Source organism: Flavobacterium aquicola (genome assembly GCF_003385115.1).
Taxonomy (GTDB): Bacteria; Bacteroidota; Bacteroidia; order Flavobacteriales; family Flavobacteriaceae; genus Flavobacterium; species Flavobacterium aquicola.
Genome location: NZ_QUNI01000018.1, coordinates 13,575 through 37,832 on the forward strand (window position 1 = coordinate 13,575; position 24,258 = coordinate 37,832).

At 32.7% G+C, this 24,258-nt stretch carries 20 protein-coding genes; 12 read left to right on the plus strand and 8 right to left on the minus strand.

Annotated features, from left to right (window positions below; all coding sequences use genetic code 11):
* Positions 1-36: 36 nt before the first annotated feature.
* The 3 genes from lipA to C8P67_RS20625 all read left to right on the plus strand — a co-directional run bounded on the left by lipA (position 37) and on the right by C8P67_RS20625 (position 4,249).
* Complete coding sequence (gene lipA / locus C8P67_RS20615; protein WP_115815088.1) at positions 37-906, plus strand: lipoyl synthase; 870 nt, start codon at positions 37-39, stop codon at positions 904-906.
* Between the two features lie 84 nt (positions 907-990).
* A complete protein-coding gene (gap, locus tag C8P67_RS20620; RefSeq protein ID WP_115815089.1) occupies positions 991-1,995 on the plus strand; it encodes a type I glyceraldehyde-3-phosphate dehydrogenase in 1,005 nt (334 codons plus the stop codon).
* A gap of 76 nt (positions 1,996-2,071) precedes the next feature.
* Positions 2,072-4,249, plus strand: coding sequence for a tetratricopeptide repeat-containing hybrid sensor histidine kinase/response regulator (locus C8P67_RS20625; protein WP_115815090.1), 2,178 nt, complete (start codon positions 2,072-2,074; stop codon positions 4,247-4,249).
* Here the strand turns inward: C8P67_RS20625 and C8P67_RS20630 are convergent.
* Positions 4,246-5,058 carry a purine-nucleoside phosphorylase gene (locus tag C8P67_RS20630; protein ID WP_115815091.1) on the minus strand — a complete coding sequence of 271 codons (813 nt, stop codon included), beginning with the start codon at positions 5,056-5,058 and terminating at the stop codon, positions 4,246-4,248. The genes C8P67_RS20625 and C8P67_RS20630 overlap by 4 nt on opposite strands.
* Positions 5,030-6,055, minus strand: coding sequence for a tetraacyldisaccharide 4'-kinase (gene lpxK / locus C8P67_RS20635; protein WP_115815092.1), 1,026 nt, complete (start codon positions 6,053-6,055; stop codon positions 5,030-5,032). Before lpxK ends, C8P67_RS20630 begins: the two co-directional genes overlap by 29 nt.
* A 306-nt stretch (positions 6,056-6,361) precedes the next feature.
* Between lpxK and C8P67_RS20640 the strand changes: the two genes are divergently transcribed.
* The 5 genes from C8P67_RS20640 (at position 6,362) to rluF (ending at position 11,717) form a co-directional block, all read left to right on the plus strand.
* Positions 6,362-7,633 carry a tetratricopeptide repeat protein gene (locus C8P67_RS20640; RefSeq protein ID WP_115815093.1) on the plus strand — a complete coding sequence of 424 codons (1,272 nt, stop codon included), beginning with the start codon at positions 6,362-6,364 and terminating at the stop codon, positions 7,631-7,633.
* Positions 7,634-7,947: 314 nt separating this feature from the next.
* Complete coding sequence (locus tag C8P67_RS20645; RefSeq protein ID WP_115815094.1) at positions 7,948-9,045, plus strand: Nif3-like dinuclear metal center hexameric protein; 1,098 nt, start codon at positions 7,948-7,950, stop codon at positions 9,043-9,045.
* A gap of 3 nt (positions 9,046-9,048) precedes the next feature.
* Entirely contained in the window at positions 9,049-9,828 is a 780-nt protein-coding gene (locus C8P67_RS20650; protein ID WP_115815095.1) for a zinc ribbon domain-containing protein, read from the plus strand.
* Between the two features lie 48 nt (positions 9,829-9,876).
* Complete coding sequence (locus tag C8P67_RS20655) at positions 9,877-10,728, plus strand: alpha/beta fold hydrolase (protein WP_115815096.1); 852 nt, start codon at positions 9,877-9,879, stop codon at positions 10,726-10,728.
* Positions 10,729-10,901: 173 nt separating this feature from the next.
* Positions 10,902-11,717 (plus strand): 23S rRNA pseudouridine(2604) synthase RluF, encoded by an 816-nt coding sequence (gene rluF / locus C8P67_RS20660; RefSeq protein WP_115815097.1) that lies wholly within the window; start codon positions 10,902-10,904, stop codon positions 11,715-11,717.
* A gap of 92 nt (positions 11,718-11,809) precedes the next feature.
* Here rluF and C8P67_RS20665 read toward each other — a convergent pair whose 3' ends face one another.
* The 3 genes from C8P67_RS20665 to ffh all read right to left on the minus strand — a co-directional run bounded on the left by C8P67_RS20665 (position 11,810) and on the right by ffh (position 15,574).
* On the minus strand, positions 11,810-12,739 hold the full coding sequence (locus C8P67_RS20665; RefSeq protein WP_147298270.1) for a hypothetical protein: 930 nt from the start codon (positions 12,737-12,739) through the stop codon (positions 11,810-11,812).
* Between the two features lie 449 nt (positions 12,740-13,188).
* Positions 13,189-14,070: a bifunctional 5,10-methylenetetrahydrofolate dehydrogenase/5,10-methenyltetrahydrofolate cyclohydrolase gene (locus C8P67_RS20670; RefSeq protein ID WP_115815099.1), complete on the minus strand. Its 882-nt coding sequence runs from the start codon at positions 14,068-14,070 to the stop codon at positions 13,189-13,191.
* Positions 14,071-14,212: 142 nt separating this feature from the next.
* Positions 14,213-15,574, minus strand: a complete 1,362-nt coding sequence (gene ffh, locus C8P67_RS20675; protein WP_115815100.1) for a signal recognition particle protein — start codon at positions 15,572-15,574, stop codon at positions 14,213-14,215.
* A 606-nt stretch (positions 15,575-16,180) separates the two neighbouring features.
* Between ffh and C8P67_RS20680 the strand changes: the two genes are divergently transcribed.
* Positions 16,181-16,732 (plus strand): hypothetical protein, encoded by a 552-nt coding sequence (locus C8P67_RS20680; protein WP_147298271.1) that lies wholly within the window; start codon positions 16,181-16,183, stop codon positions 16,730-16,732.
* Positions 16,733-16,967: 235 nt separating this feature from the next.
* On the opposite strand, the gene C8P67_RS20685 is transcribed toward C8P67_RS20680, so the two are convergent.
* Both C8P67_RS20685 and C8P67_RS20690 read right to left on the minus strand, forming a co-directional pair.
* Positions 16,968-17,597 carry an HmuY family protein gene (locus tag C8P67_RS20685; protein WP_115815102.1) on the minus strand — a complete coding sequence of 210 codons (630 nt, stop codon included), beginning with the start codon at positions 17,595-17,597 and terminating at the stop codon, positions 16,968-16,970.
* Positions 17,598-17,624: 27 nt separating this feature from the next.
* A complete protein-coding gene (locus tag C8P67_RS20690; protein WP_115815103.1) occupies positions 17,625-19,691 on the minus strand; it encodes a TonB-dependent receptor plug domain-containing protein in 2,067 nt (688 codons plus the stop codon).
* Between the two features lie 107 nt (positions 19,692-19,798).
* Here C8P67_RS20690 and C8P67_RS20695 point away from each other — a divergent pair, with 107 nt between their 5' ends.
* The 3 genes from C8P67_RS20695 to C8P67_RS20705 all read left to right on the plus strand — a co-directional run bounded on the left by C8P67_RS20695 (position 19,799) and on the right by C8P67_RS20705 (position 22,141).
* Positions 19,799-20,713 (plus strand): DUF6607 family protein, encoded by a 915-nt coding sequence (locus C8P67_RS20695; protein WP_115815104.1) that lies wholly within the window; start codon positions 19,799-19,801, stop codon positions 20,711-20,713.
* A gap of 16 nt (positions 20,714-20,729) precedes the next feature.
* A complete protein-coding gene (locus tag C8P67_RS20700) occupies positions 20,730-21,074 on the plus strand; it encodes a DUF6686 family protein (RefSeq protein ID WP_147298272.1) in 345 nt (114 codons plus the stop codon).
* Between the two features lie 512 nt (positions 21,075-21,586).
* Positions 21,587-22,141, plus strand: a complete 555-nt coding sequence (locus C8P67_RS20705) for a hypothetical protein (RefSeq protein WP_115815106.1) — start codon at positions 21,587-21,589, stop codon at positions 22,139-22,141.
* A gap of 111 nt (positions 22,142-22,252) precedes the next feature.
* On the opposite strand, the gene argS is transcribed toward C8P67_RS20705, so the two are convergent.
* Positions 22,253-24,031 (minus strand): arginine--tRNA ligase, encoded by a 1,779-nt coding sequence (argS, locus tag C8P67_RS20710; RefSeq protein WP_115815107.1) that lies wholly within the window; start codon positions 24,029-24,031, stop codon positions 22,253-22,255.
* Positions 24,032-24,258: the final 227 nt, after the last annotated feature.

Here is a 24,258-nt window from a genome sequence, read left to right on the forward strand (position 1 = left end):
CTACATTCCTTATCTTTGCAGTCTGAATAATGAAATATGGAAACTGTTTTAGATAATACATTACCCGTTGGAAAGCCAAAATGGTTAAAAGTTAAACTTCCAATAGGTCAAAAATATACAGAACTTCGCGGTTTAGTTGACAGATATAGTTTGAATACTATCTGCACTTCGGGAAGCTGTCCAAATATGGGAGAATGCTGGGGAGAAGGAACCGCAACATTTATGATTCTGGGAAATGTCTGCACTCGCTCCTGCGGATTTTGCGGTGTAAAAACCGGGAGACCTGAAACTGTAGATTGGGATGAACCTGAAAAAGTAGCCCGTTCTATCAAAATAATGAATATAAAGCACGCTGTAATTACAAGTGTTGACAGAGACGATTTGAAAGATGGCGGCTCGATTATATGGATTGAAACTGTAAAAGCAATCCGCAGAATGAATCCAAACACAACTCTTGAAACATTAATTCCAGATTTTCAAGGTATCGAAAGAAACATCGATCGTATCGTGGAAGCAAATCCAGAAGTAGTTTCTCACAATGTAGAAACCGTACGCAGATTGACTCGTGAGGTACGTATTCAAGCCAAATACGACCGAAGCCTAGAAGTTTTGAGATATCTGAAAGAAAAAGGCATTAATAGAACCAAGTCGGGAATTATGCTGGGGCTTGGCGAGCAAGAAGAAGAAGTTTTTCAAACTATGAGGGATTTAAAAGCTGCCAATGTGGACATTGTTACTATTGGACAATATTTACAGCCTAGCAAAAAACACCTTCCTGTGAAAGAATTCATCACACCAGATCAATTCAAGGTATACGAAAAATTCGGATTAGAACTAGGTTTCCGCCATGTGGAAAGCGGTGCATTAGTTCGATCTTCTTACAAAGCACAAAAACATATATTATAAATCGTTTATTCGGCTGAACGTTTAATCGATGAATCGTTTAATTGTTCGAGCGATTAAACGATTAAACGGTTAAACAATTTAAACTTGAAAACAAGAATCGCTATTAATGGTTTTGGAAGAATTGGAAGAAATTTATTCCGCCTTCTTTTAAACCATCCCACAATTGAAGTAGTTGCTATCAATGACATTGCCGATAAAAAGACCATGGCTCATTTGGTAAAATACGATAGTATTCATGGTGTTTTACCATTTACAGCCAGCAGTGACGAAAAAGGAATACTAGTTGATGGAAAGCATTTTTTATTTTTTCACGAAAAAAATATTTCAAACCTAGATTGGAAAAGCATCGACATTGACTTTGTTATAGAATCAACTGGAAAATATAAAACTTTTGATGAAATAAATGCTCATATTTTGGCTGGAGCCAAAAGAGTAATCTTGTCCGCTCCATCTGAGGTTGACAGTATAAAAACGGTTGTATTGGGGGTTAATGAATCCATTCTTGACGGGACCGAAACCATCATATCCAACGCAAGCTGTACTACCAACAATGCAGCTCCTATGATTAAAGTCATAGAGGAACTTTGCGGTATCGAACAAGCTTACATTACAACAATTCATTCCTTTACTACTGACCAAAGTCTGCACGACCAGCCTCACAAGGATTTGCGAAGAGCAAGAGGAGCAAGCCAATCGATTGTGCCGACAACAACGGGTGCTGCAAAAGCTTTAACCAAAATTTTCACATCCTTGGATGGTAAAGTAGGAGGATGCGGTATTCGTGTCCCTGTCCCTGATGGTTCTCTAACAGATATTACATTTAATGTAAAACAAAATGTAACTATACAGGAGATAAATGATGCATTTAAATCTGCATCGAAAACCAATTTAAAAGGGATTTTAGAGTACACCGAAGATCCAATTGTGTCAGTAGATGTTCTTGGTAACAAAAATTCATGTATATTTGATTCACAGCTTACTTCGGTAATCGACAAAATGGTAAAAGTAGTTGGATGGTATGATAATGAAATTGGTTATTCTTCCCGAATCATTGATTTAATTTCATTATTAAACTCTAATAAAAAATAAAATTAGCAAAATAAAACATAAGTAATCACCTACAAGTTACTATACTGCGATAATACATATCCATAAATAGCAACGCATGAAATACTTTTTATTATTTTTTTTCTTTTATACACTTCTCTATCCCCAAAAAAGAGTGGCAATAGACAGTGTTGCTTATTATACAAGATTGGCAACGGAGAATGAAAAAAAAAATAATTATAAAGAAACTCTCTTTTACACTCAAAAAGCAATCAATTATTGTAAAAAAAACAATAAAACTGAAGCCGAAGCGAATCAGACTTTCAATTTAGGCAAAATATATTTTGATTTAAAACTCTACAACGATGCCCTCGAAGTTTTTAGCAAAAGTATTGCCACATTCAACATTATTTCTAAAAAACCAAATGATAAAGCAGCTAATGCTTATTATTATATTGGTTTAGTTTATATAGAAAAAAAGAAATATGACCTAGCCATAAACTCTATTCTTAAAGCTGAAGAAATTAAAAAAAATTTAAATATTAAAACTGATACAGATTTAATTAATCTGCAAAAAGGAATACTCTTAAGAAAAAAAGGCAATATTTTTTTAGCATCAGACATATTTAATTCTATTGCTGCTAAACCCGAAAACAAAGTCCTGCCAAATACAAAAGCAGAAGCATTATATCAAATCGGAATTATTGAAGCCGAAAATAGACGTTACAACTTAGCTTTAAATTATTTCAATAAAGCATTAGAACTAAATAAAAAAAGTAAAGATCTTAATCAAGAATCAAATATTTTATTGGCTTTAAGTACCGTTTATGATAAACTATTAAACAAAACGGCCGCTTATACGTATTTAAAAAAACATTTAAATTTAAAAGAAAGCATTACGCTGGCAAATGATGAAAAGTTAGGTGTTAATGATTATGAAGCTTTCAAAGGCTCTCAGCAAATTCAAGAAAAATTACAGAAAGAAAAAGAAAAAAAGGAACAGGAAAAAAACGATAAATTTTCCAGACTCATCAGCATATTGGCTATTGCTATAATTTCGATCCTCTCTTTATTGAGTTTGTCATTGTACAAAAATAACATTATACGCAATCAAACGAATTCATTACTAAAAGAAAAAAATAACGAATTAATTGTCGCCAAAAACAAAGCTGAAGAAGCTTCAAAAGCAAGATCCGAATTTTTATCAACAGTAAGCCATGAGCTTCGAACACCGCTAAACGCCATCAACGGAATAACTCATTTATTACTTGAAGAAAATCCGAAAAAGACCCAAATGCATTATCTAACATCATTGCAGTTTTCTGGTAATTATTTAACTAATTTTATAAATGACATTTTAGAAATAAACAAAATCGAGTCAAATAAATTAGAGATTGAATACATTAGTTTTAACCTCAAACAGCTATTAACTGATATTCAAAACTCACTTAAAGAAATTGCTACAGTAAACAAAAACAAATTTCACCTTAAAATAGATTCTGCTATTCCTGAAAATTTAATTGGAGATCCAACAAAATTATCTCAAATTTTCATGAACTTAATCAACAATGCTTTAAAGTTCACAAATAACGGTACTGTTAGTGTTATTGCCCGTTTAAGAAGCTATACAAACGAAAATGCCGCTATCTATTTTCAAATTATTGATACAGGCATTGGAATTCCGGAAGACAAATTAAAAACAGTATTCGAAAGTTTTTCACAAGGTTCTGTCGAAATCAACAGAAAATTTGGAGGCACTGGATTAGGATTGACTATCGTTAAAAAATTAGTTAGAATATTAGGCGGTCGCATACGGGTGAAAAGTACTGTTGGCGAAGGCTCAACTTTTTCATTTGAATTGAATTTTAAAACAGACACAAAACCAGTTCAAATCAAATCTAAAATTAAAAAATACAATCCGGAAATATTCAAAAACAAAAAGGTTTTATTGGTTGAGGACAACAAAATCAATCAAATGATTACCAAAAAAATGCTTTCAAGAAAAGATATGGAATGCACCATTTTAGACAATGGTGAGGAAGCTATACAAGTTTTAAAAAACAACACCTACGATTTAGTTTTAATGGATGTCCATCTACTAGGCATAAACGGTACTATTGCTACACAAGAAATCAGGCAGTTTGACACCACAACTCCTATTATTGCGCTGACCGCTATTTCGTTAAATGAAAACAGAGAAATGTTAATTTCTTTTGGTATGACAGATGTAATCACAAAACCTTTTATTCCCGAAGATTTTTATACTACAATTGCAGAAAACTTCAGCAATTCTTAATCTCTAGTTATCAGCTCTTTTACAAGTTTTCGCAAATGAGGCTCCGCTCCTTTTGCAGCTTCTAAAACTTCATCATGCGAAATACTAAGTATGCTTTCCTCATCCCCCATATCTGTAATAATTGAAACTCCGAAGGTTTCCAAATCCATGTGACGAGCTACAATAACTTCAGGAACCGTAGACATTCCAACGCAATCTGCTCCTAAATTTTTGACCATTCTGTATTCAGCCAATGTTTCAAAAGTTGGTCCTTGCAGGCCTAAATAAATTCCGTCATGAATTTCTATATTGAATTCTTTTGCTATCGCTTTTGCTTTAGCCATCATCTCAACCGAATAAGGCAGGCTCATATTTACAAACCTTGGTCCAAAACGTTCATCATTTTTTCCTCTTAGTGGATGTTCAGGCATGAAATTGATATGATCCTTAATAATAACGATGGAACCAACCTTGTAAGTTGAATTCACCCCTCCAGAGGCATTGGAAACAATTAATTTTTCAACACCCAAATATTTCATTACCCTAACCGGAAAAGTAACTTCTTTCATAGAATAGCCTTCATAATAATGAAAGCGGCCTTGCATCGCCACTACGTTTTTGGTTCCAATGGTACCAAAAACCAATGCTCCCTTATGCCCTTGAACCGTGGAAACAGGAAAATTAGGAATTTCATCATAAGGTAATACATATTCAATTACGATTTCCTCTGTAAATCCACCCAAGCCTGATCCTAAAATTATACCATATTCAGGACTGAAATTAAATTTCTCTTTAATGTAACTAACCGTTTCTTGTACTTTGTCCCACATAATTTAAAATATTTTTGTCAAAACTATCTGAGTCGGAAAGAAATGAACTTTTTATAGGCAAATAATAGAGCTGGCCACTTAAAATACTTCCCTTTAACCGAACATAATCTTTCTCAGTTGTCACGATAATTTTTCCCATTGCTTTTTCTTTAATTTCCTGCAATTCGCTTTCGCTAAAATGATGATGATCCGGAAAAGTCATACATTCATCATTTCCATGTTTTAAATAAGCAAAAAATGACTCAGGTTTAGCGATACCAGCCAAAAGTAACTTTTCCATTACTTTAACTTCATCAGCTTTTATTGTTTTTTTATCCGAATAAACTATTTCGTCATACTCAATAAAAGTAAAAAACAAACTCTGATTTAGAGAAAGGTTCAATTTACTTTTAATAGCATTTTGAGCTTCCAAAGATAAATCTGGAGGACATTTTGTAACAATAACAATATTGGCTCTCTTCACTCCGCTTCTGCTTTCTCTTAAATTTCCAGCAGGCAGTATAAAATCATTACAGTACAAATCCCCATATGAAGTAAGCATTATATATAGACCAGCCTTTACTTTCCGATGCTGAAAAGCATCATCCAATAAAATAATATCGGGTTTAGATGCTGCAGAAAGCAATTTCTCGATACCATTTTTCCTGTCTGCATCTACTGCAACCTGAATATTGGTGAATTTTTGATAAAACTGATACGGTTCATCTCCCAATTCTAGGGCGTCCGAATTCTCAGTGGCCAAAACAAAACCTTTCGATTGTCTTTTATAACCTCTGCTCAAGGTCGCCAGCTTATATTGATTGCCCAGCAACCGAATTAAATATTCAATTTGCGGTGTTTTTCCTGTTCCTCCTACGCTAAGATTACCCACTGCAATAACAGGCAAATCAAAAGAATATGATTTTAAAATTCCCCTATCAAAAAGAAAATTTCGAATTCCAGTAATAAAGCCATACAAAACAGCAAACGGGAAAAATATTTTTCGAAGTATATTCATTTTACGAAAGTAAAACATTTTATGATAATAGTAAAAGTAAGATGGTTTTATCAGATTACTATTTTACAAAAAAAGAACAGCCACAATTGTGATAACAATAAATTAACATACTGTTTTTTACCATTTTATGAAATCTAATTAGAGACCTTAAAATACCTTCCAAAATCGCATAAGCAGTTCATTTTTAATTCTATTTTTGTTAAAAAACCACGTTATTCAGACAATTTTAAATAAAAAAATAACACAAATTGACACTATTAAACACAACCCAAATTACAAATTCGTTTAACCTTCAATTCTTTAATTATGAAAAAAAACTACTTTATTGTTTTAATCTTATTATTATTTACCGGAACCATTGAAGCACAAAAAGAAAAAATAAAAGAAGCTGAAAAAGAGATGAGCAGCGGCAATCTGCAAAATGCAATCTATATTCTAAAAAGCATTGAATATCAAGTCTACAATTCTAAAGATGAAGAAAAAGCTCAATATTATTTTGTTCAGGGATCTGCATTTCTAGGGTTAGCCGATAAAAAAACTGACGCAAGCAAAAATTTAGTCTTAGCGGGAAAATCATTCCGAGAAACCATTAAAATTGAATCAGAATCTGGCAAAAGAAGATACACAGGACAGATTCAGAGCTCTTTTAAAAGCATTAAAGATAAATTGGTGACAATTGCTGTCAATGACTCTAAAGAGAAAAAATACATTGACAGCGCAAATGAACGTTATGAAGCCTATTTAATAGACCCGAAAGACACGATCAATTTATACAACTCAGCTATTGCATTTGTAAATGGAAAAGATTACGCTGCCGCACTTAAACATTATGAAACGCTCAAAACCATTAACTTTTCTGGAATTGGCACCAATTATTTTGCAACAAATAAAAAAACCAAAACAGAAGAAAATTTTTTAACAGAAAATGACCGCGATTTATCTCTTCAAGCCGGAACTCATGAAAAACCCCGAACTGAAAAAAGAGCATCCAAAAGAGGAGAAATCTATAAAAATATGGCCTTGCTTTATTTCCAAAATGGAGATCGAGAAAAAGCCAAAAAAGTAATTTCGGATGCGAGAATAAAAAATCCAGAAGACATTTTCTTAGCATTAGCCGAAGCTGATTTATTTTTAGAGACCAAAGACTATCAATCTTATAAAAAAGTGATAGATCCCATTGTGAAAAAAAACCCAACTGATGTTGATTTAGCTTATAATTTGGGAGTTCTTAGTGCTAAAGCAAAAAACACTTCTGATGCCGAAAATTTTTATTTGAAGGCAATAACACTTAATCCCAATTATATCAACGCATATATAAATCTTTCGGTTTTAAAACTGGAGGAAGCAACTGCTATAAATGCAGACATGGATAAATTAGGAACATCTCCTGTAGAAATGAAGAAATATGATGCTTTAAAATTAAAAAGAGATGATAAATATAAAAGCACAATCCCTTATCTCCAAAAAGCAATTGAAATAGATCCTAATGACTCCTATGTTTCACAAAATCTTTTGAGTGTTTATAATGCATTGGAAATGACTGCAGAATATAAAGAATTAAAAGCTAAACTGTATTAATTCAAAAATTTTAAGGATTTTATATTTTTTTTATCTGCCGATTCTTCCCCTCTTCCGATTTAGGACTTAAGAAGATTCTATTATTAATCCATACAAAAAATTAACACAATTAAACACTCTTAAAAATACTGCAAAAATTGGCTAGTGAAATCGTAATTTTTCGCATTAAATTCTTTTTACGAAACTATAATATTTTATCTTTGGACGGAAATTATTAAAAACAGACTATCTTGTAGTTTTTCAAATTAATTTCAAATAATTTGCGTTATTAGTTTGTAAAATACAGATAACAAATACCCAGAAAAAGATTAAAAATGAGTACGATAAAAGAAATTCTTTCTGTTCTTGAAGAAATGGCTCCATTGGCTTATGCCGAAGATTTTGACAATGTAGGTTTGATAATTGGAGATGAAAACGCTGTAGCAACAGGCATTTTAGTTTGTCACGATGCTTTAGAAAATGTTATTGATGAAGCTATTGCAAAAAAATGCAATTTGGTTGTTTGTTTCCATCCTATTCTATTTGCTTCAATAAAAAAAATAACCGGTAAAAATTATGTAGAGCGAGCGCTGCTCAAAGCTATAAAAAATGATATTGCGATATATGCCGTTCACACCGCACTGGACAACCATCCAGAGGGTGTAAACAAAATATTTTGTGACACTTTGGGACTTATCAATACCAAAATTTTAATCCCAAAACAAAATCACATTCGCAAATTAGTTACTTATACTATTCGCGACAATGCCGAAAAAGTTCGTAATGCATTGTTTGATGCAGGAGCAGGAAGCATAGGGAATTATGACAAATGCAGTTTCAACTCCGAAGGAACTTTTACTTATCAAGGAAATGAAAAAAGTGAACCGACTATTGGAGAAAGAGGCATAATGTCTAGAGGAACGGAAACCAAAATCGAAGTCGTTTACGCCAAACATCTAGAAGCTGGCATCATAAAAGCTCTTCGAGAAAATCATATTTACGAAGAAGTGGCCACCGAAATTTACAATATGAAAAACACTTTTAATCATATTGGCTTAGGAATGATTGGCGAATTAGAGGAGGAAATGGACGAAAAAGACTTTTTGCTCTACGCAAAAGACAAAATGAAATCAGATGGAATCCGTCATTCAGCATTTACAGGAAAAAAAATAAAAAAGGTAGCAGTTTTAGGCGGTTCAGGAAGCTTTGCAATAACTAACGCAATTCAGGCTGGAGCTGATGTTTTTTTGACTTCCGATTTAAAATATCATCAATATTATGAGGCCGAAAATCAGCTTTTATTAGCGGATATTGGACATTTTGAAAGCGAACGTTATACAAAAGAGTATATTGTTGATTATCTTAGAAAAAAAATTCTTAATTTTGCAATCATTTTATCGGAAGAAAATACAAATCCAGTTAAGTACTTATAGAATATGGCGAATACGAAAGAATTAAGTGTTGAGGACAAGTTAAGAGCAATTTACGATTTACAGCTAATTGACTCTAGAATTGACGAAATCAGAAACGTGAGAGGTGAACTGCCTTTAGAAGTTGAAGATTTGGAAGATGAAGTTGCAGGTTTAAGCACTCGTTCAGAAAAATTAAAAGGAGAACTTGAGGTAATCGAGAACCTTATCAAACAAAAAATCAATGCTATTGACGAGCACAAAGAAGCCGTTAAAAAATACACCAAGCAGCAAGAAAGCGTTCGTAACAATAGAGAATTCAATTCGTTGACTAAAGAAGTTGAATTTCAGGAATTAGAAATTCAATTGGCTGAAAAGCAGATTAAAGAAATGAAAGCTTCTATTGAACACAAAAAAGAAGTAATTAATTCTTCAAAAGAGAAATTAGATTCCAAATCATCTCATTTAAAACATAAAAAATCCGAATTGGATGCTATCATGGCCGAAACTCAAAAAGAAGAAATCTTCTTAAGCGAGAAATCAGCAGAGTATGAAGCATTAATCGAAGAACGTTTATTAGTAGCTTACAAAAGAATCAGAAGCAGTGTCCGTAACGGGTTAGCTGTTGTTTCTATCGAAAGAGGAGCTTCTGCAGGATCATTCTTTACAATTCCGCCACAAACACAAGTAGAAATTGCTGCCAGAAAGAAAATCTTAATCGATGAGCACTCTGGAAGAATTTTAGTTGACAGCGTACTGGCTGAAGAAGAAAGAGAAAAAATGCAGCAATTGTTTGCTAAGTTCTAAAAATACTAAGTCCCGATTTAATCGGGACTTTTTTTATCACATATTATTTTGAATTTAAAAAAAAGCATCCGATTTATAGTTGTCAAATCCGTTGGTCAATATATAAACCTTCTCCATTTGTTGCATCCAAAAAAAGCATTGCAGCTCTCATACACTCTTTTCAGTAATCCTAGAGTCGGGAAACTTTCAAAAGAAAACCTCCCTGCTGTACTGCAAGACACGCATAAAGAAATATTCGAGCACGATGAACATAAATTTCACACCTATACCTGGAAGGGAAATGACACCAAAATTCTTTTGGTTCACGGCTGGGAAAGTAATTCGGCACGCTGGGAAAAAGCGTTACCATATCTTCAAAAATCCGGAAGTACTATTATTGCCATCGACGCTCCCGCTCACGGACAAACTAGCGGCAAAGAATTCAATGTTCCGCGCTATGCCGAATTCATCAACAGAGCGGTAAAAAAATTTGAACCCAATATTATTATTGGACATTCTATAGGCGGTTCCGCCTGTCTCTATCATCAATATTTATATCCGGACACAAACATCCAAAAAATGGTTCTTCTTGGCGCACCTTCAGATTTAAAAACGCTGCTTGACAATTATATCCAAATGCTGAGTTTAAATCCTAAAATGTTTACCCATTTAGAAAAACATTATTTAAAAAATTTCAATATCGAATTAGACTATTTCTCAGGTGCAGCCTTAGCCCAACAAATAAAAATAGAAGGCATTATAGCCCACGACACCAACGACACCGTAGTTGCATTTGAAGAAGGCAAAAAAATTGCTGCAAATTGGGAGAAAGGCCGTTTTATAACGACTAACAATCTTGGTCATTCCATGCATGACGAGACATTATACAAAGAAATATATCAATTTTTATTTGAAAAATAGTTTCTCAAAGTACCAGACTGTTCGCTTTTTGGCTTAAAAGATTAAGATATCAAACTCTAACATCATGTCTTTTTAATAAAATTAGCGGACTGCATAACTATCTAAAAAGAGCAATCTAAAAATCTAAGAATCCAAAAAATTCAAGAAGTCTAAATTTTGACTACTTTTGCAGTATGGAAGAAAATCTAAAACGCCTCAATAAATTTATAGGAGAAACAGGTTACTGCTCTCGACGAGAAGCCGATAAAATTATCGAAGAAGGCCGAGTAACCATCAATGGAGCAGTGCCAGAATTGGGAACCAAAGTATCACCAGATGACGAAGTGCGTATAGACGGAAAACTAATTCGTGAAAAAAATGAAAAACCAGTCTATCTTGCATTTTACAAACCCGTAGGAATAGAATGCACTACCAATCTGGAAGTCCGCGATAATATTGTAGATTATATTAATTATCCAAAACGTATTTTTCCTATTGGCCGTTTGGACAAAGCCAGTGAAGGTTTAATTTTTATGACTAATGACGGTGATATTGTAAACAAGATTTTACGTGCCCGAAACAATCACGAAAAAGAATATACGGTAACTGTAAACAGACCAATAACTGATCGTTTTATTGAGCGAATGGCAAATGGAGTTCCTATTTTGGACACTGTTACCCGCAAATGCAAAGTAGAGCAGATTAGTAAAAATATCTTCAAAATCATTTTGACACAGGGACTTAATCGTCAAATCCGCAGAATGTGTGAATATTTGGGCTACGAAGTTACCGCCTTAAAACGTATCCGGATTATTAATATTTCACTGGATGTTCCTGTGGGCCGTTACCGCGATCTGACCGATGCTGAAATAAAAGAGCTCAATCAATTAATAGAGCCTTCCAGCAAAACAGAGGAAGCGAGTCTGCCAAAATCTGAATATCCTCCCAGACGCAAAACGGAATTCATAAAAAGAGATGATCCAAGATTCAAAAAAAGAGGAAATTATTAAACCATAAAAAAAGTGCTAAGACAAAATATCTTAGCACTTTTTTTATATACTTACTCTTTTATTCGAAATCCTAAAAAAGAAACAAATTCAAATTATTTTAATACAAAACTGCTTTCATCAACCAAGTTTTCTCCGTCATAAATATTAACGTAATAAGTCCCTTTTGCAAAATTCTTACCCATTATATTTTCCGACACCCTAACCATTTTATTTTCATATCTCACATTAGAAGCCATACTATAAGTTAAACTTTTATACTGATGCGTTCTCATATCGTCGTCACCCAGAATTAAATTTTCACTATTCATAACTTGAATATAATAAGTTTTATCAATTGGTTTTGCAATTTCGTTTTTAGCAATCACAAAACTAATATTTATTCCTCCTACTTTATTCGCCTTATCAGTTACTATTAAATCTCCCGAACTTTTCAGCCTATATGTAACAATCGAGGTGCCCGAAACTTCTAATTTAGAAAATTTTTCAACTGTATTCTGCAGATCACGTTTTAAGCCTTCATTCTTTTTTTGAGACTCATTTAAAACTACTTCTGTAATATCTCGCTGTTCTTTTATGTTTGCATTTTGTCTTTTTATTGAAACGTTCTGCTCTTTTAGCTCCACGTTTTCAACTGTCACCATCGCCAATTTTTCCTGTAATGACTTGACTTGGTCTCTATATTTATCAATAGCAATCTGATCTCCTTTAGACGCAACTAAATCAGTCATCAATTTAATTACCTTATCTCTTTCCTGAATTAACTCGAAGGACATTGTTTTATTTTCTAAAATAATCTCATCATAGGTCTTTTTCAGATCTTTAAGTTCTTGCAAAATCATATTTTTTTCACGCTCATTTTCTGTTAAAACTCGCTTGATCTTTTTTGATTTTGAAACGGGCTCAGTTTCTGATTCATTTTCCATGCCGATCGAATAATAGAGAACACCGGATGATAGCAGTGCTATAGCGCAAAACGATATCAAGATAACTTTTAGAAGGGGGGATTTGGCTTGATTTTTCAAATTAATAAATTTTGTGGTATTTGCAATTAATTTTGTTTATTGTAAAGGTAAATACTTTAACAATAATTTGATACTAAAAATGATGCAAAACCGACATTTATTGTCATAAAAACGTTTAAAAGCAAATATAACATGCTGATAATACAAAAAAATAAGGAAATTATAAGAAAATTTAACGAAATCTGTATGAATTTCATTTATTTACTATAATTCAGAATTAATATTAGAAAAGTTAATTTACAATCTATATATCAACACATTAGCAAAAATAAATTTTGTAAAATTATTTGATGATTGAAATCGTATTTTTTTATTTTATCCTTTAAAAAAATATTTTATGCAAAAAACGCATGTGTTGTAAATTTATTAGATAACTGCCTTAGCTTCATACAATAAAAAAACCTCAAACATATTTATGCTTGAGGTTTTATCATAATATTAAAATAAATTTATTTTTGCATTCTCATTTCTCTTGCCAAAAGCGTATTTTTTAAAAGCATGGCAATAGTCATTGGTCCGACACCTCCTGGAACCGGAGTAATGAAAGAAGATTTCTTGCTTACGCCGTCAAAATCAACATCGCCTGTAATTTTATATCCTTTTGGATTTGAAGCATCGTCAACTCTTGTGATACCAACATCGATTACTACCACCCCGTCTTTCACCATATCAGCTTTTAGATAATTAGGAACTCCAAGAGCCGTTATTATAATATCAGCATTTTTAGTATACTCCTCAATATTTTTTGTACGGCTATGTGTAAGTGTTACTGTAGAATCTCCCGGATATCCTTTGCGGCTCATCAAAATACTCATTGGTCTTCCCACAATATGGCTGCGTCCAATTACTACAGTATGTTTTCCTGCTGTTTCTACTTTATAACGTTCCAATAATTCCATTATCCCAAATGGAGTTGCTGGCAAGAATGTCTCCATGTCCAAAGACATTTTTCCAAAATTCGCAGGATGAAAACCATCCACATCTTTATCTGGATCAATAGCCATCAGGATTTTTTGCTCATCTATGTGTTTTGGCAAAGGCAGCTGAACAATATAACCATCTAAATTATCATCTTCATTTAACTCTTTTATTTTTTCCAATAAATCTGATTCGGTAATCGTTTCCGGCAAAGCTACTAAGGTGGATTCAAAACCAATTTGCTGACAAGATTTTACCTTACTACCAACATAAGTCAAACTAGCTCCGTTATTTCCAACGATAACTGCAGCTAAATGAGGGACTTTTTGCCCATCAGCTTTCATTTTTTGAACTGTAGCAGCAATCTCGTTTTTAATATCTTCTGATGTTTTTTTTCCGTCTAGTATTTGCATTTTTTAAAAAGTTAAATGTTTGAAGCTTAAAGTTTCGGATAAAAGGTGAAACTCAAGTTATATAATTATTCTTTGTTCAATTTAAAAAATTTAAGGTCTAAAATTCCAATTCATTTGAAACTTTAAACCTTAAACTATTTTATTATCTGATTCCAGGCATACCTCCAGGCATTCCGCCTTTCATTCCGCCCATCATTTTCATTAAATTTTTTCCGCCTGGCCCCTGCATCATCTTCATCATCTTGCTCATTTGCTCAAACTGCTTCATCAATTGATTTACCTGCTCCACTTTTGTCCCAGAACCTTTGGCAATTCTTGCTTTTCTTTTCACATCAATTATTGCAGGCTTGCTTCTTTCAATTGGAGTCATCGAATGAATAATTGCTTCAATATGTTTGAAGGCATCATCTTCGATTTCAATATCTTTCATGGCTTTGGAAGCACCAGGTATCATTCCTACCAAGTCTTTCATATTACCCATTTTCTTCACTTGCTGAATCTGCGACAGGAAATCATCAAAACCAAATTCATTTTTAGCGATTTTCTTTTGGATTTTTCGGGCTTCTTCTTCGTCATACTGCTCCTGCGCTCTCTCTACCAAAGACACAACGTCTCCCATACCAAGTATACGCTCAGCCATACGATTTGGATAGAAAACATCAATCGCATCCATTTTCTCGCCTGTACCAACAAATTTAATTGGTTTGTTTACAACAGATTTAATCGAAATCGCAGCTCCACCACGAGTATCACCATCTAATTTCGTCAAGATGACTCCATCAAAATTCAAGATATCGTTAAAAGCTTTAGCAGTATTCACGGCATCCTGACCTGTCATAGCATCTACAACAAATAAGGTTTCCTGTGGTTGGATAGCTTTGTGAACTTTCTCAATTTCGTCCATCATTTCCTTATCGACAGCAAGACGACCAGCTGTATCTACAATTACGACATTGAATCCATTAGCTTTTGCATGTTTAATAGCGTTTTGTGCAATTTCAACAGGGTTTTTATTTTCCGGCTCAGAATAAACCTCAACACCTATTGAATCCCCAACAACATATAATTGCTGAATTGCCGCAGGACGATAAATATCACAGGCAACCAAAAGTGGTTTTTTATTCTTTTTTGTTTGAAGAAAATTAGCCAGTTTACCAGAAAAAGTAGTCTTCCCAGAACCTTGTAATCCTGACATCAATATTACCGATGGATTTCCAGAAAGATTAACTCCTGCAACATCTCCACCCATCAATTCAGTAAGCTCATCTTTGACCAGCTTTACCAATAACTGCCCCGGCTGCAATGTTGTCAATACATCCTGACCAATTGCTTTTTCTTTTACTTTGGTTGTAAAATCTTTGGCAATTTTAAAATTGACATCGGCATCAAGTAAAGCACGACGAACTTCTTTTAAAGTTTCAGCTACATTTACTTCTGTGATTTTTCCGTGTCCTTTTAATATATGAAAGGCTTTGTCTAGTTTATCGCTTAAATTATCGAACATAATTATATTTCTCTTTTATTAAGGCGCAAATTTAATGATTTGATATTGAAGTTTAAATAGTATTAGAAATAAAAAATCAATTGTTTTGAAAATTAAATTAAAAACGAGCACCCGTATATTATTTTGAATCAGAAAGATTTGTCATTTTGGAATCAGCCTGCCTATTTTTCAACTATAATTTTATAAATCTCCGAATTACTATTATTAATGAGTTAAAAAGGCGGCAGGTTCTTACCCAGATTTATGGAAATCCGACCTAAAAACATACATTTTAAGCTCTCCTATTCTACTTCTTTCTAAAATTCCTTAATGGACAATTTTGTCGGATTTTTTGCATTTTTAACACCAATTTAATTCAAACGTTTTCGTTTAATCGACTGTTTCGAGAAAGAGTAATTTAAAAATAATTAGTTTTGTTAAAATATTAAATATAATTCAATTTAAAAAGATAAAAAACGTTATAGAATTGAAGATTTATAAAAAAAATTGTCTTTTTTTGTAAATTTGACAACAAAATATTTTGTCGATCGAAAAATAGTTAGTACTTTTATCCTAACAAAAAAGGTTAAAAAACACAAAAATATAACATAAAAAATAAAAAAAATCATGAGAACAATTATCACCTTCGCACTATGTTTGAGTTTGTTTACAGCTTCATATTCACAAGATAAAAAAGCGAATAAAAACTCAGAAACAAAAATTGAAGAATTACCTGAAGTAGTAGTATCATCAATTAAAAATGATTTTGCTAAATACATCCCAGACAATAATCCAGATGTAATTGTCAGAAAAACTCAAAATGAATTTGTTGCTTATACAGTGGATGAAGATTACAAGGATTTTGACACTTATTTAGTGACTTTAAAAAATTCTAAAGGTTCCTTAATAGCAACTTACAATCAAAAAGGAATGCTTATGTCTGTTGAAGAAAAATATGTTAATGTGGAATTGCCAAGAGAACTTATGAAAACGGTTTACCTTGCTTATCCTGAGTGGACAGTTACTCGAAGTAAATTTGTATATTCTCAAGAAAAAGGACAAATATTGAAAAAAGCATACCTTTTGAAACTTCAAAAAAACAACAAAACTCAAAACATATTAGTAAGTTCAATAGGAGAGATTAAAATAGCCAACTTAGAAGAATTAGCAATGAATTAAAAATTGCTGTAAATCAAGAAACTTAAAAAAACCAACTAACCTTTATTAACCAAAAGGAGAGACCGTCAATACCTTGAGACGATCTCTCCTTATTTTTTTTACATAAAAAGATTCTAATTCAATTTTATTAAAAACGGCTAGGATTCTGTGGCCAGTATATCAAAAAAAAGGCTGTCTTTTAGAACAGCCTCTCTTCTCCAAAAAAAAAACTAACTAACTTACAAACTAATTCATCTTAAAATGTTGTCGTGCTATTCGCTTGATATGCAAAATTAAAAGTATAATAAGGCGACAAAGATGTGGCATCTGGTGTTGCAGGCGCATCTTTATAATAACTTAAGATTTCGAATTTTGCATACTTGCCATCATGCGTTTTTACAACAAATACTTTTCCAGCAATAGCCGAAATAATGTGTGTCGTTGAATTATACGAATACCAACCATTTCCGCTTCCTGTAGGAATTGCATAAGCTGAAGCACCATCTGCTTTAAAAGTAGTTGCTACTGGAAATGTTGTTACACTAGCAAATGTTCCAGAAACAGAACTTACTGATCCTGATCCTGTTCTCGCTGGTTCACCTGCATCGGCAGCATTGTATTTAGCTCCTCCATTTACAATAATTGCGGTCCCACGAAAAGCAATATCCCAATTATCATTAGTTACCACTTTGTTTTCAGAGAAACTGAATTTTGTAAATTCACCGCCAACTGGCTGTCCCTGTCCGCCTGTCTGAGGTGCAGAAAGATTAGAAACTTTTTGAGTTACAACAGCCGGTGTTGTTTCATTATTATCATCATCATTACTGCAAGATGTGATAAAAAGTATTAATGCTAAAATCGAAAGTTTTAAAAAATTTGTTTTCATTGTAAAAGTGTTTAAAATAAAGGTTGATTAAAAATTATATTGAATTCGTGCAAAAAGCTGTCTTCCGGAAAGGTTTGGAATTTGACTCGGATCGGTATAATCAAGTAAATTGTTGGCTCCAGCCTGAAATAATATTTTGTCTGTTATGCATTTTGAAACCGATAAGTTGGCCGTAAAATAATCATCTACAAAAGTGTCGTATTTGTCCAAGATTTGATTTCCATTGGTGTCATACAAACCGTATTTGCTTCGGTAAAAAACACGCAGATTGATGTCGGTTTTTATTTTCGGGATTGTGTAAGCAAATTTGATATTGGCAGTATGTTTTGAACGATTATACAATCCGAAATAATCCGATTTATTGATTTTAATGGTTTGCAGTTCGGAGTTTCGTATGTATTGATAATTCTCAAAATTATCGACAACCGATTTGTCTTTCGCAGTCAAATATTGATAACTTAATGACACTGAAAATTCATTGGTAAAATTATAAGCCGAATTAAATTCTAACCCATAAGTAAAGACTTCGCTGACATTGAAATAACTAAAAACGTTCTGACTATTCGTTTTTTGAGCTACTACTCTCGTATCAATCAAATTACTTATCGAATTGTAAAAAGCATTTGCATCTATTTTCAGTTTGTTTCTTTTGAAAAATGTTCCAAAGTTGACATTAATTGCACTTTCGGCTTCCAATGGAGTATCAAAATTAATTCCATCTACTCTTTTCAAAATTTGACCTTCAGCATCCAATTGATTCAAACGATCTTCGGCAACATTATAACCCAAAACGGTATATCCAACAGAAGGATTCGAAAAATCAAAATACAACTGGCGGAAATCGGGTGCTTTGTAACCGTAACCAACAGATCCTTTTAGAGAAAAATCAGAATTAATTTTATAATTTACGGCTAATTTTGGACTAAACTGAGATGCGTATTCACTGTGATTATCATATCGAAATCCCGCAAGAATATTCCACTTTTCGCTTGGATTCCAATCGTATTGAACAAAAACATATTCAGAAGTAAATTCTACATTTTTACTAAAATAGGTTCTATCCAAAGTTTCATAATTCATCCCAACTCCTGCCGTTAGTTTGTTATTTTTTATCGAAAAAGTTGTTCTGACTTCAGGTCGAAAAAGCCATTGATTATAGTAGGCTTTATCATAAAGCACATCGTTCTCATCATTCAAAAACGAATCATTTTTATAATTGGTAGCATATAATTCATATTCAGAATAAAATTTAGAATTCCATTTGTGTTCCAATTTTACTTGGGAATTCCATTCATTTTCTGTGGCATCGCCTTTGTAATTTCCAGCATCAATTATAGCAACGTTATCCATCTTCTGGTTATAGAAACGATTGCTCACAATTAGTTTTAGATTTTCTGAAAAATCATAATATAATTTGGGCTGAATGGTGTAATTATAAAAATTTTCAAGATTTTTTAAAGGAGTACTTTTATCTAAATCATATCCATCTGACGAATAATAATTGGCGAATAAATTAGCCGAAAACTTTTTCTTTTTCCATAGAAAATTAGCATTAGCATCATTGGTATTGAAAGTTGCATATCTATAAGAAAGACTGCCCGAAAATATGTCTTTTTTCGGTTTTTTTGTAATTACATTAATCACACCGCCCATGGCTTCGGAACCATACAAAGCAGATGAAGCACCTTTTACAATCTCGATTCTTTCAATATTTCCAACAGAAACTCTTGACAAATCCAGAACTCCGGCACTTCTTCCTACCAAAGGCACACCATCAATCAAAACCATAGTGTAAGCCGAATCTAAACCCTGCATCTGAATTCCTTCAAAACCACTTTCATCCGGAATCAGGATAATTCCAGTTTGCTCGCTTAAAATTTCGTTTAATCTTGTTACACCTGTCTTGGCAATTTCAGCAGATGTAATTATGGTCATCGGTAACGGCAATGACGAAAGAACTCTCTCTGTTCTTGTTCCTGTAACCACCATAACCTCTAACAATTCATTAGTTTGAATACTATCTTTTTTCTTTTCTTGGGCGAAAGAAATTTGATAAAAAAGGAGAGTAGAAAAAAGAGTAATTCTATATTTCATTATTTTTATTTAGTCTTAATAATCAATGCAAATATATAGTTATTTTTATTTATTCTAAATAAATTTAATATATTTGTCAAAATTTTTTTTAAAATAAAAACTCAATTATGATCACAAAAAAGACTTATCTAACAGTATTAATGGGCATTACAAGCCTTATTGGATTTAGCCAAAACACAAAAAAAGAAGACATCAAAGCAATCAAATCGATGTGTGGCTGTTATGAAGTAAAATTCAATTTTACCGAAACTTTCAAATATCCAAAGGATTCAGCAAGCTACAAACCATCAGAAACCAAACATGAAACGGCTCTTGAATGGATAGAATTATTGGAAGACAAACCTAACAAAGTAGTATTACAGCATTTGTTAATTGTTGGAACCGGAGAAAATGACATTGTAAAACACTGGAGACAAGATTGGCTTTATGAAAACACCGATTTATATTCTTTTTACAAGGATAATACCTGGAAATTCAACAAACTGACAGCCAAAAACGTAAAAGGACAATGGTCCCAAAAAGTATATCAAGTAGATGACAGTCCTCGATACGAAGGTTCTTCCAGCTGGGCTCACATTGACGGGAAAAATTATTGGCTGAATGCCGCAGATGCACCACTTCCAAGAAGAGAACACACTAAACGTAATGATTACAACGTTCTTAAAAGAAGAAACATTCATGAAATCACAGCAACTGGCTGGAATCATGAGCAGGATAATCAAAAGCTGGTAAGAGACGAAAGCGGGAAAGACTATTTATTAGCCGAAGAAAAAGGATTTGACGTTTATACCAAAGTGGAAGACAGCAAATGTTTATTGGCACAAAACTGGTGGAAAAACAATAAAGAAGTTTGGGAAAAAGTGAGAAGCAAATGGGAAAAAGTATATGCAGGCAATAAAGATTTATCGCTTCAGAATAAAGTAAACAAGAAATCGCTTTTTTCTCTTTTATTTGATTTGAAACCAACTGCAACTCAAGCTGAAGTCGACGCAATCATTGATTCTTTCGTAATCAAATCATAATTTAAGAATTACGCTTATGTGCAATCTAAAAGTATTAAACCGGACCTCAAATGGCATTTTGTTATTTTGTCAGCATAGAGAGATGTATCAGCTGCTGTTCAATAATCTGACATTTGATTTAAGCGGCATCGAAATGACCAGTTTTGCCAATTATATTGATCAGATTGACATTGATTATTGGGAAAGGGAATATAAATACTCCATTTATGAAAAGAAAATTCCAATTCCGACTTTACAGTCCAACTTCATCATTCTGCTAAACAGAAAAGAATTGGAGGAATTACGCTTTTTGGTAGATTGTGTCAGTGAAGATAGAATTCTAAAACCTATGGAAATCAATTATAAGATAATCTCAAATTGATTTAGACTGCAGCACATAAAATTAATCCGTCCCGTTTTTTATAAAACAGGACGGATTTTTTGTTTTAGAAGTATCTCGTAAAATTTAATTTGCCATGAAAAGCCGAATTTAAGGAATTCCAAATTACTACAAAAGCGGCATAAAAACATATATTTTAATATATCCTATTTTGTACAATTTTAGACTGTTTTTTTCATGTTTTTTTCATGTTTTTTGACTGATAATTAAGTCCGATTTTACGCTTTTAGCATTAATTTCCATCAAACGTTTTCGTATGTTTTACAGTTTACCGAAAGAAGCTTTCAAAACAACGTGTTAATGTTAAAATATTAAATATAATTTAATTTAAAAATAAAAAAAGTACAGTAAATTATATTATTAACAAAAAAATATTTAATATTTTAAAAAATTAATAAAAAAATATTTTTACTATTTCGAAAATAAAGGTACATTTATACTATAAAATAAAAGCATAAAAATCATTAAAAAAACAATATAAAAAACACAAAATCATGAGAACAATTATCACCTTCTCCCTTTGCTTAAGCTTCTTTTCTGCAGCGTATTCACAAGACCAAAAAACAGCTGATAAAAAAGAAGAAACTATAAAAATGAAAGTATTACCAGAAGTATTGGTTTCATACACTAAAAATGTTTCAAAATACATTCCAGATAATAATCCTGATGCAGTTATCAGAAACACTCAAAACGAATTCATTTCATACAAAGTAGATAATAATGAGTGCAGAAATTTCGACGAGTATTTAGTGACTTTAGAAAATGAAAAAGGTTTTTTAGTGGCAACTTACAATCAAAACGGAGTATTAGTACGGGTTAACGAAAAATATGCAAATGCAGAATTACCAAGAGAAATAATGCGTTTTGTCTGTATGTGGTATCCTGAATGGACAATTACAAAAAGTAAGTTTGAATACTCTCAACAAAAAGGAGCTATAATAAAAAAAACATACCATTTGAAACTTAAAAAAGAAAATCAAACTCAAAATATACAAATTTGCTTAACAGACAAAATTGTTAAAACAAGCAATGAATTAGCAATGAATTAAAAATTGCAATGATTCTACAATTAAACCAAAATTCCCCCATCCCTACCAAATAAAAAAGAGGCTGTCTAACAAATATAGACAGCCTTCTTTATTTTATTATTTTTAAAAAAATTACATTCTCTCTGGTACATTAATTCCAAGTAAACTAAAGGAATCTGCAATAACATCTGCCACTTTTTTGGACAACTGTACTCTGAATGTTTTTTTAGCCAAATCAGTTTCACCAAGTATGGAAACGGCTTGATAAAAAGAATTGTATTCACGAACCAAGTCATACGTATAGTTTGCAATTAGAGCCGGACTATGATTGTTAGCTGCATTCTGAATTACCTCTGGAAACAACTCAAGCTGTTTTATAAGTTCTTTTTCTTTTTCGTGCATTTCCACAACTCCTGATCCTGCATTCAAATCAAAATCAGCTTTTCTTAAAATAGACTGAATTCTGGCGTAAGTATATTGAATGAAAGGCCCTGTATTTCCTGCAAAATCAACCGATTCTTCTGGATTAAAAAGGATTCGTTTTTTTGGATCGACTTTCAAAATATAATATTTAAGCGCTCCAAGACCAATTGTATTGAATAACTTTGCTTTTTCCTCAGCAGAATAGCCATCTAATTTTCCTAAATCTTCAGAAATTTTTTGAGCTGTGCTGGTCATTTCATTCATCAAATCATCGGCATCAACAACAGTTCCCTCTCTCGATTTCATTTTCCCAGAAGGCAAATCCACCATTCCGTATGATAAATGGAAGAGATTAGAAGCCCAGTCAAAACCTAATTTTTTAAGGATCAAAAACAAAACTTTAAAGTGATAATCCTGTTCGTTCCCTACGGTATAAACCATTCCGCCAACATCCGGCATATCTTTTACACGCTGGATTGCAGTTCCAATATCCTGTGTCATATAAACCGCAGTTCCATCAGAACGCAAAACGATTTTACGATCCAATCCTTCGTCAGTCAAATCAATCCAAACCGAACCGTCTGGATCTTTTTCAAAAATCCCTTTATCCAATCCTACCTGAACCACATCTTTTCCTAATAAATAAGTATTGCTTTCGTAATAATAGCTGTCGAAATTTACTCCAAGATTTTTATATGTTGTTCCAAAACCGTCATAAACCCATTGGTTCATTTTTTTCCAAAGATCAATAACTTCAGGTTTTCCGCTTTCCCAATCCAAAAGCATTTGTTGTGCTTCAAGAATGATTGGCGCTTGCTTTTTGGCTTCATCCTCAGTTTTTCCTTCTGAAATTAATTGATTGATTTGCTCTTTATACGCTTTATCAAAAGCTACATAATAATTACCAACCAATTTATCTCCTTTTAAACCTGTAGATTCTGGAGTTTCTCCCTTTCCAAATTTTTGCCAAGCCAGCATTGACTTGCAGATATGAATTCCTCTGTCGTTGATGATTTGGGTTTTATATACTTTTTTACCAGAAGCTTTAATAATTTCGGCTACAGAATATCCTAAAAGATTATTACGAACGTGTCCTAAATGCAAAGGTTTATTGGTATTTGGCGAAGAATACTCCACCATCACCGCTTTATCATTTGCCGAAGGCGTTACAAATCCGAATTTGTCAGTGCTTCTGATTCCATTGAAGAAATTCAGATAATAGCTGTCGGCAATCACAATATTCAAAAATCCTGAAACCACATTAAAACGGGCAACTTCAGAAACATTTTCTACTAAATAGTTTCCAATTTTGTTTCCTAATTCTACAGGATTGCTTTTTACCACTTTCAATAATGGAAAAATAACCATTGTGATATCGCCTTCAAACTCTTTGCGCGTAGCTTGAAACTCAATTTTATCAATGGTTACGTCAAACAAAGTCTGAATTGCTTTTTCTATCGACGGGGTAAGAATATTAGGTAATGACATTTTGTGCTTGATTTTTTAAGTGTGCAAATATAAGGATTTCATAAGAAAATAGTTTGTATATTTATAGGAAATAATACTCCCTCTATTAACGTTTTATTTGGTGATCACGCGAAAATAGTTTACCCCACTTCCTAAATTATTTTATGTCGTAACGAGATACAAATCTATTTGAGAATTGTATTCGTACGTAAACTCAGCCTTTATTGTTTCTGTTTTATTAGTACAAC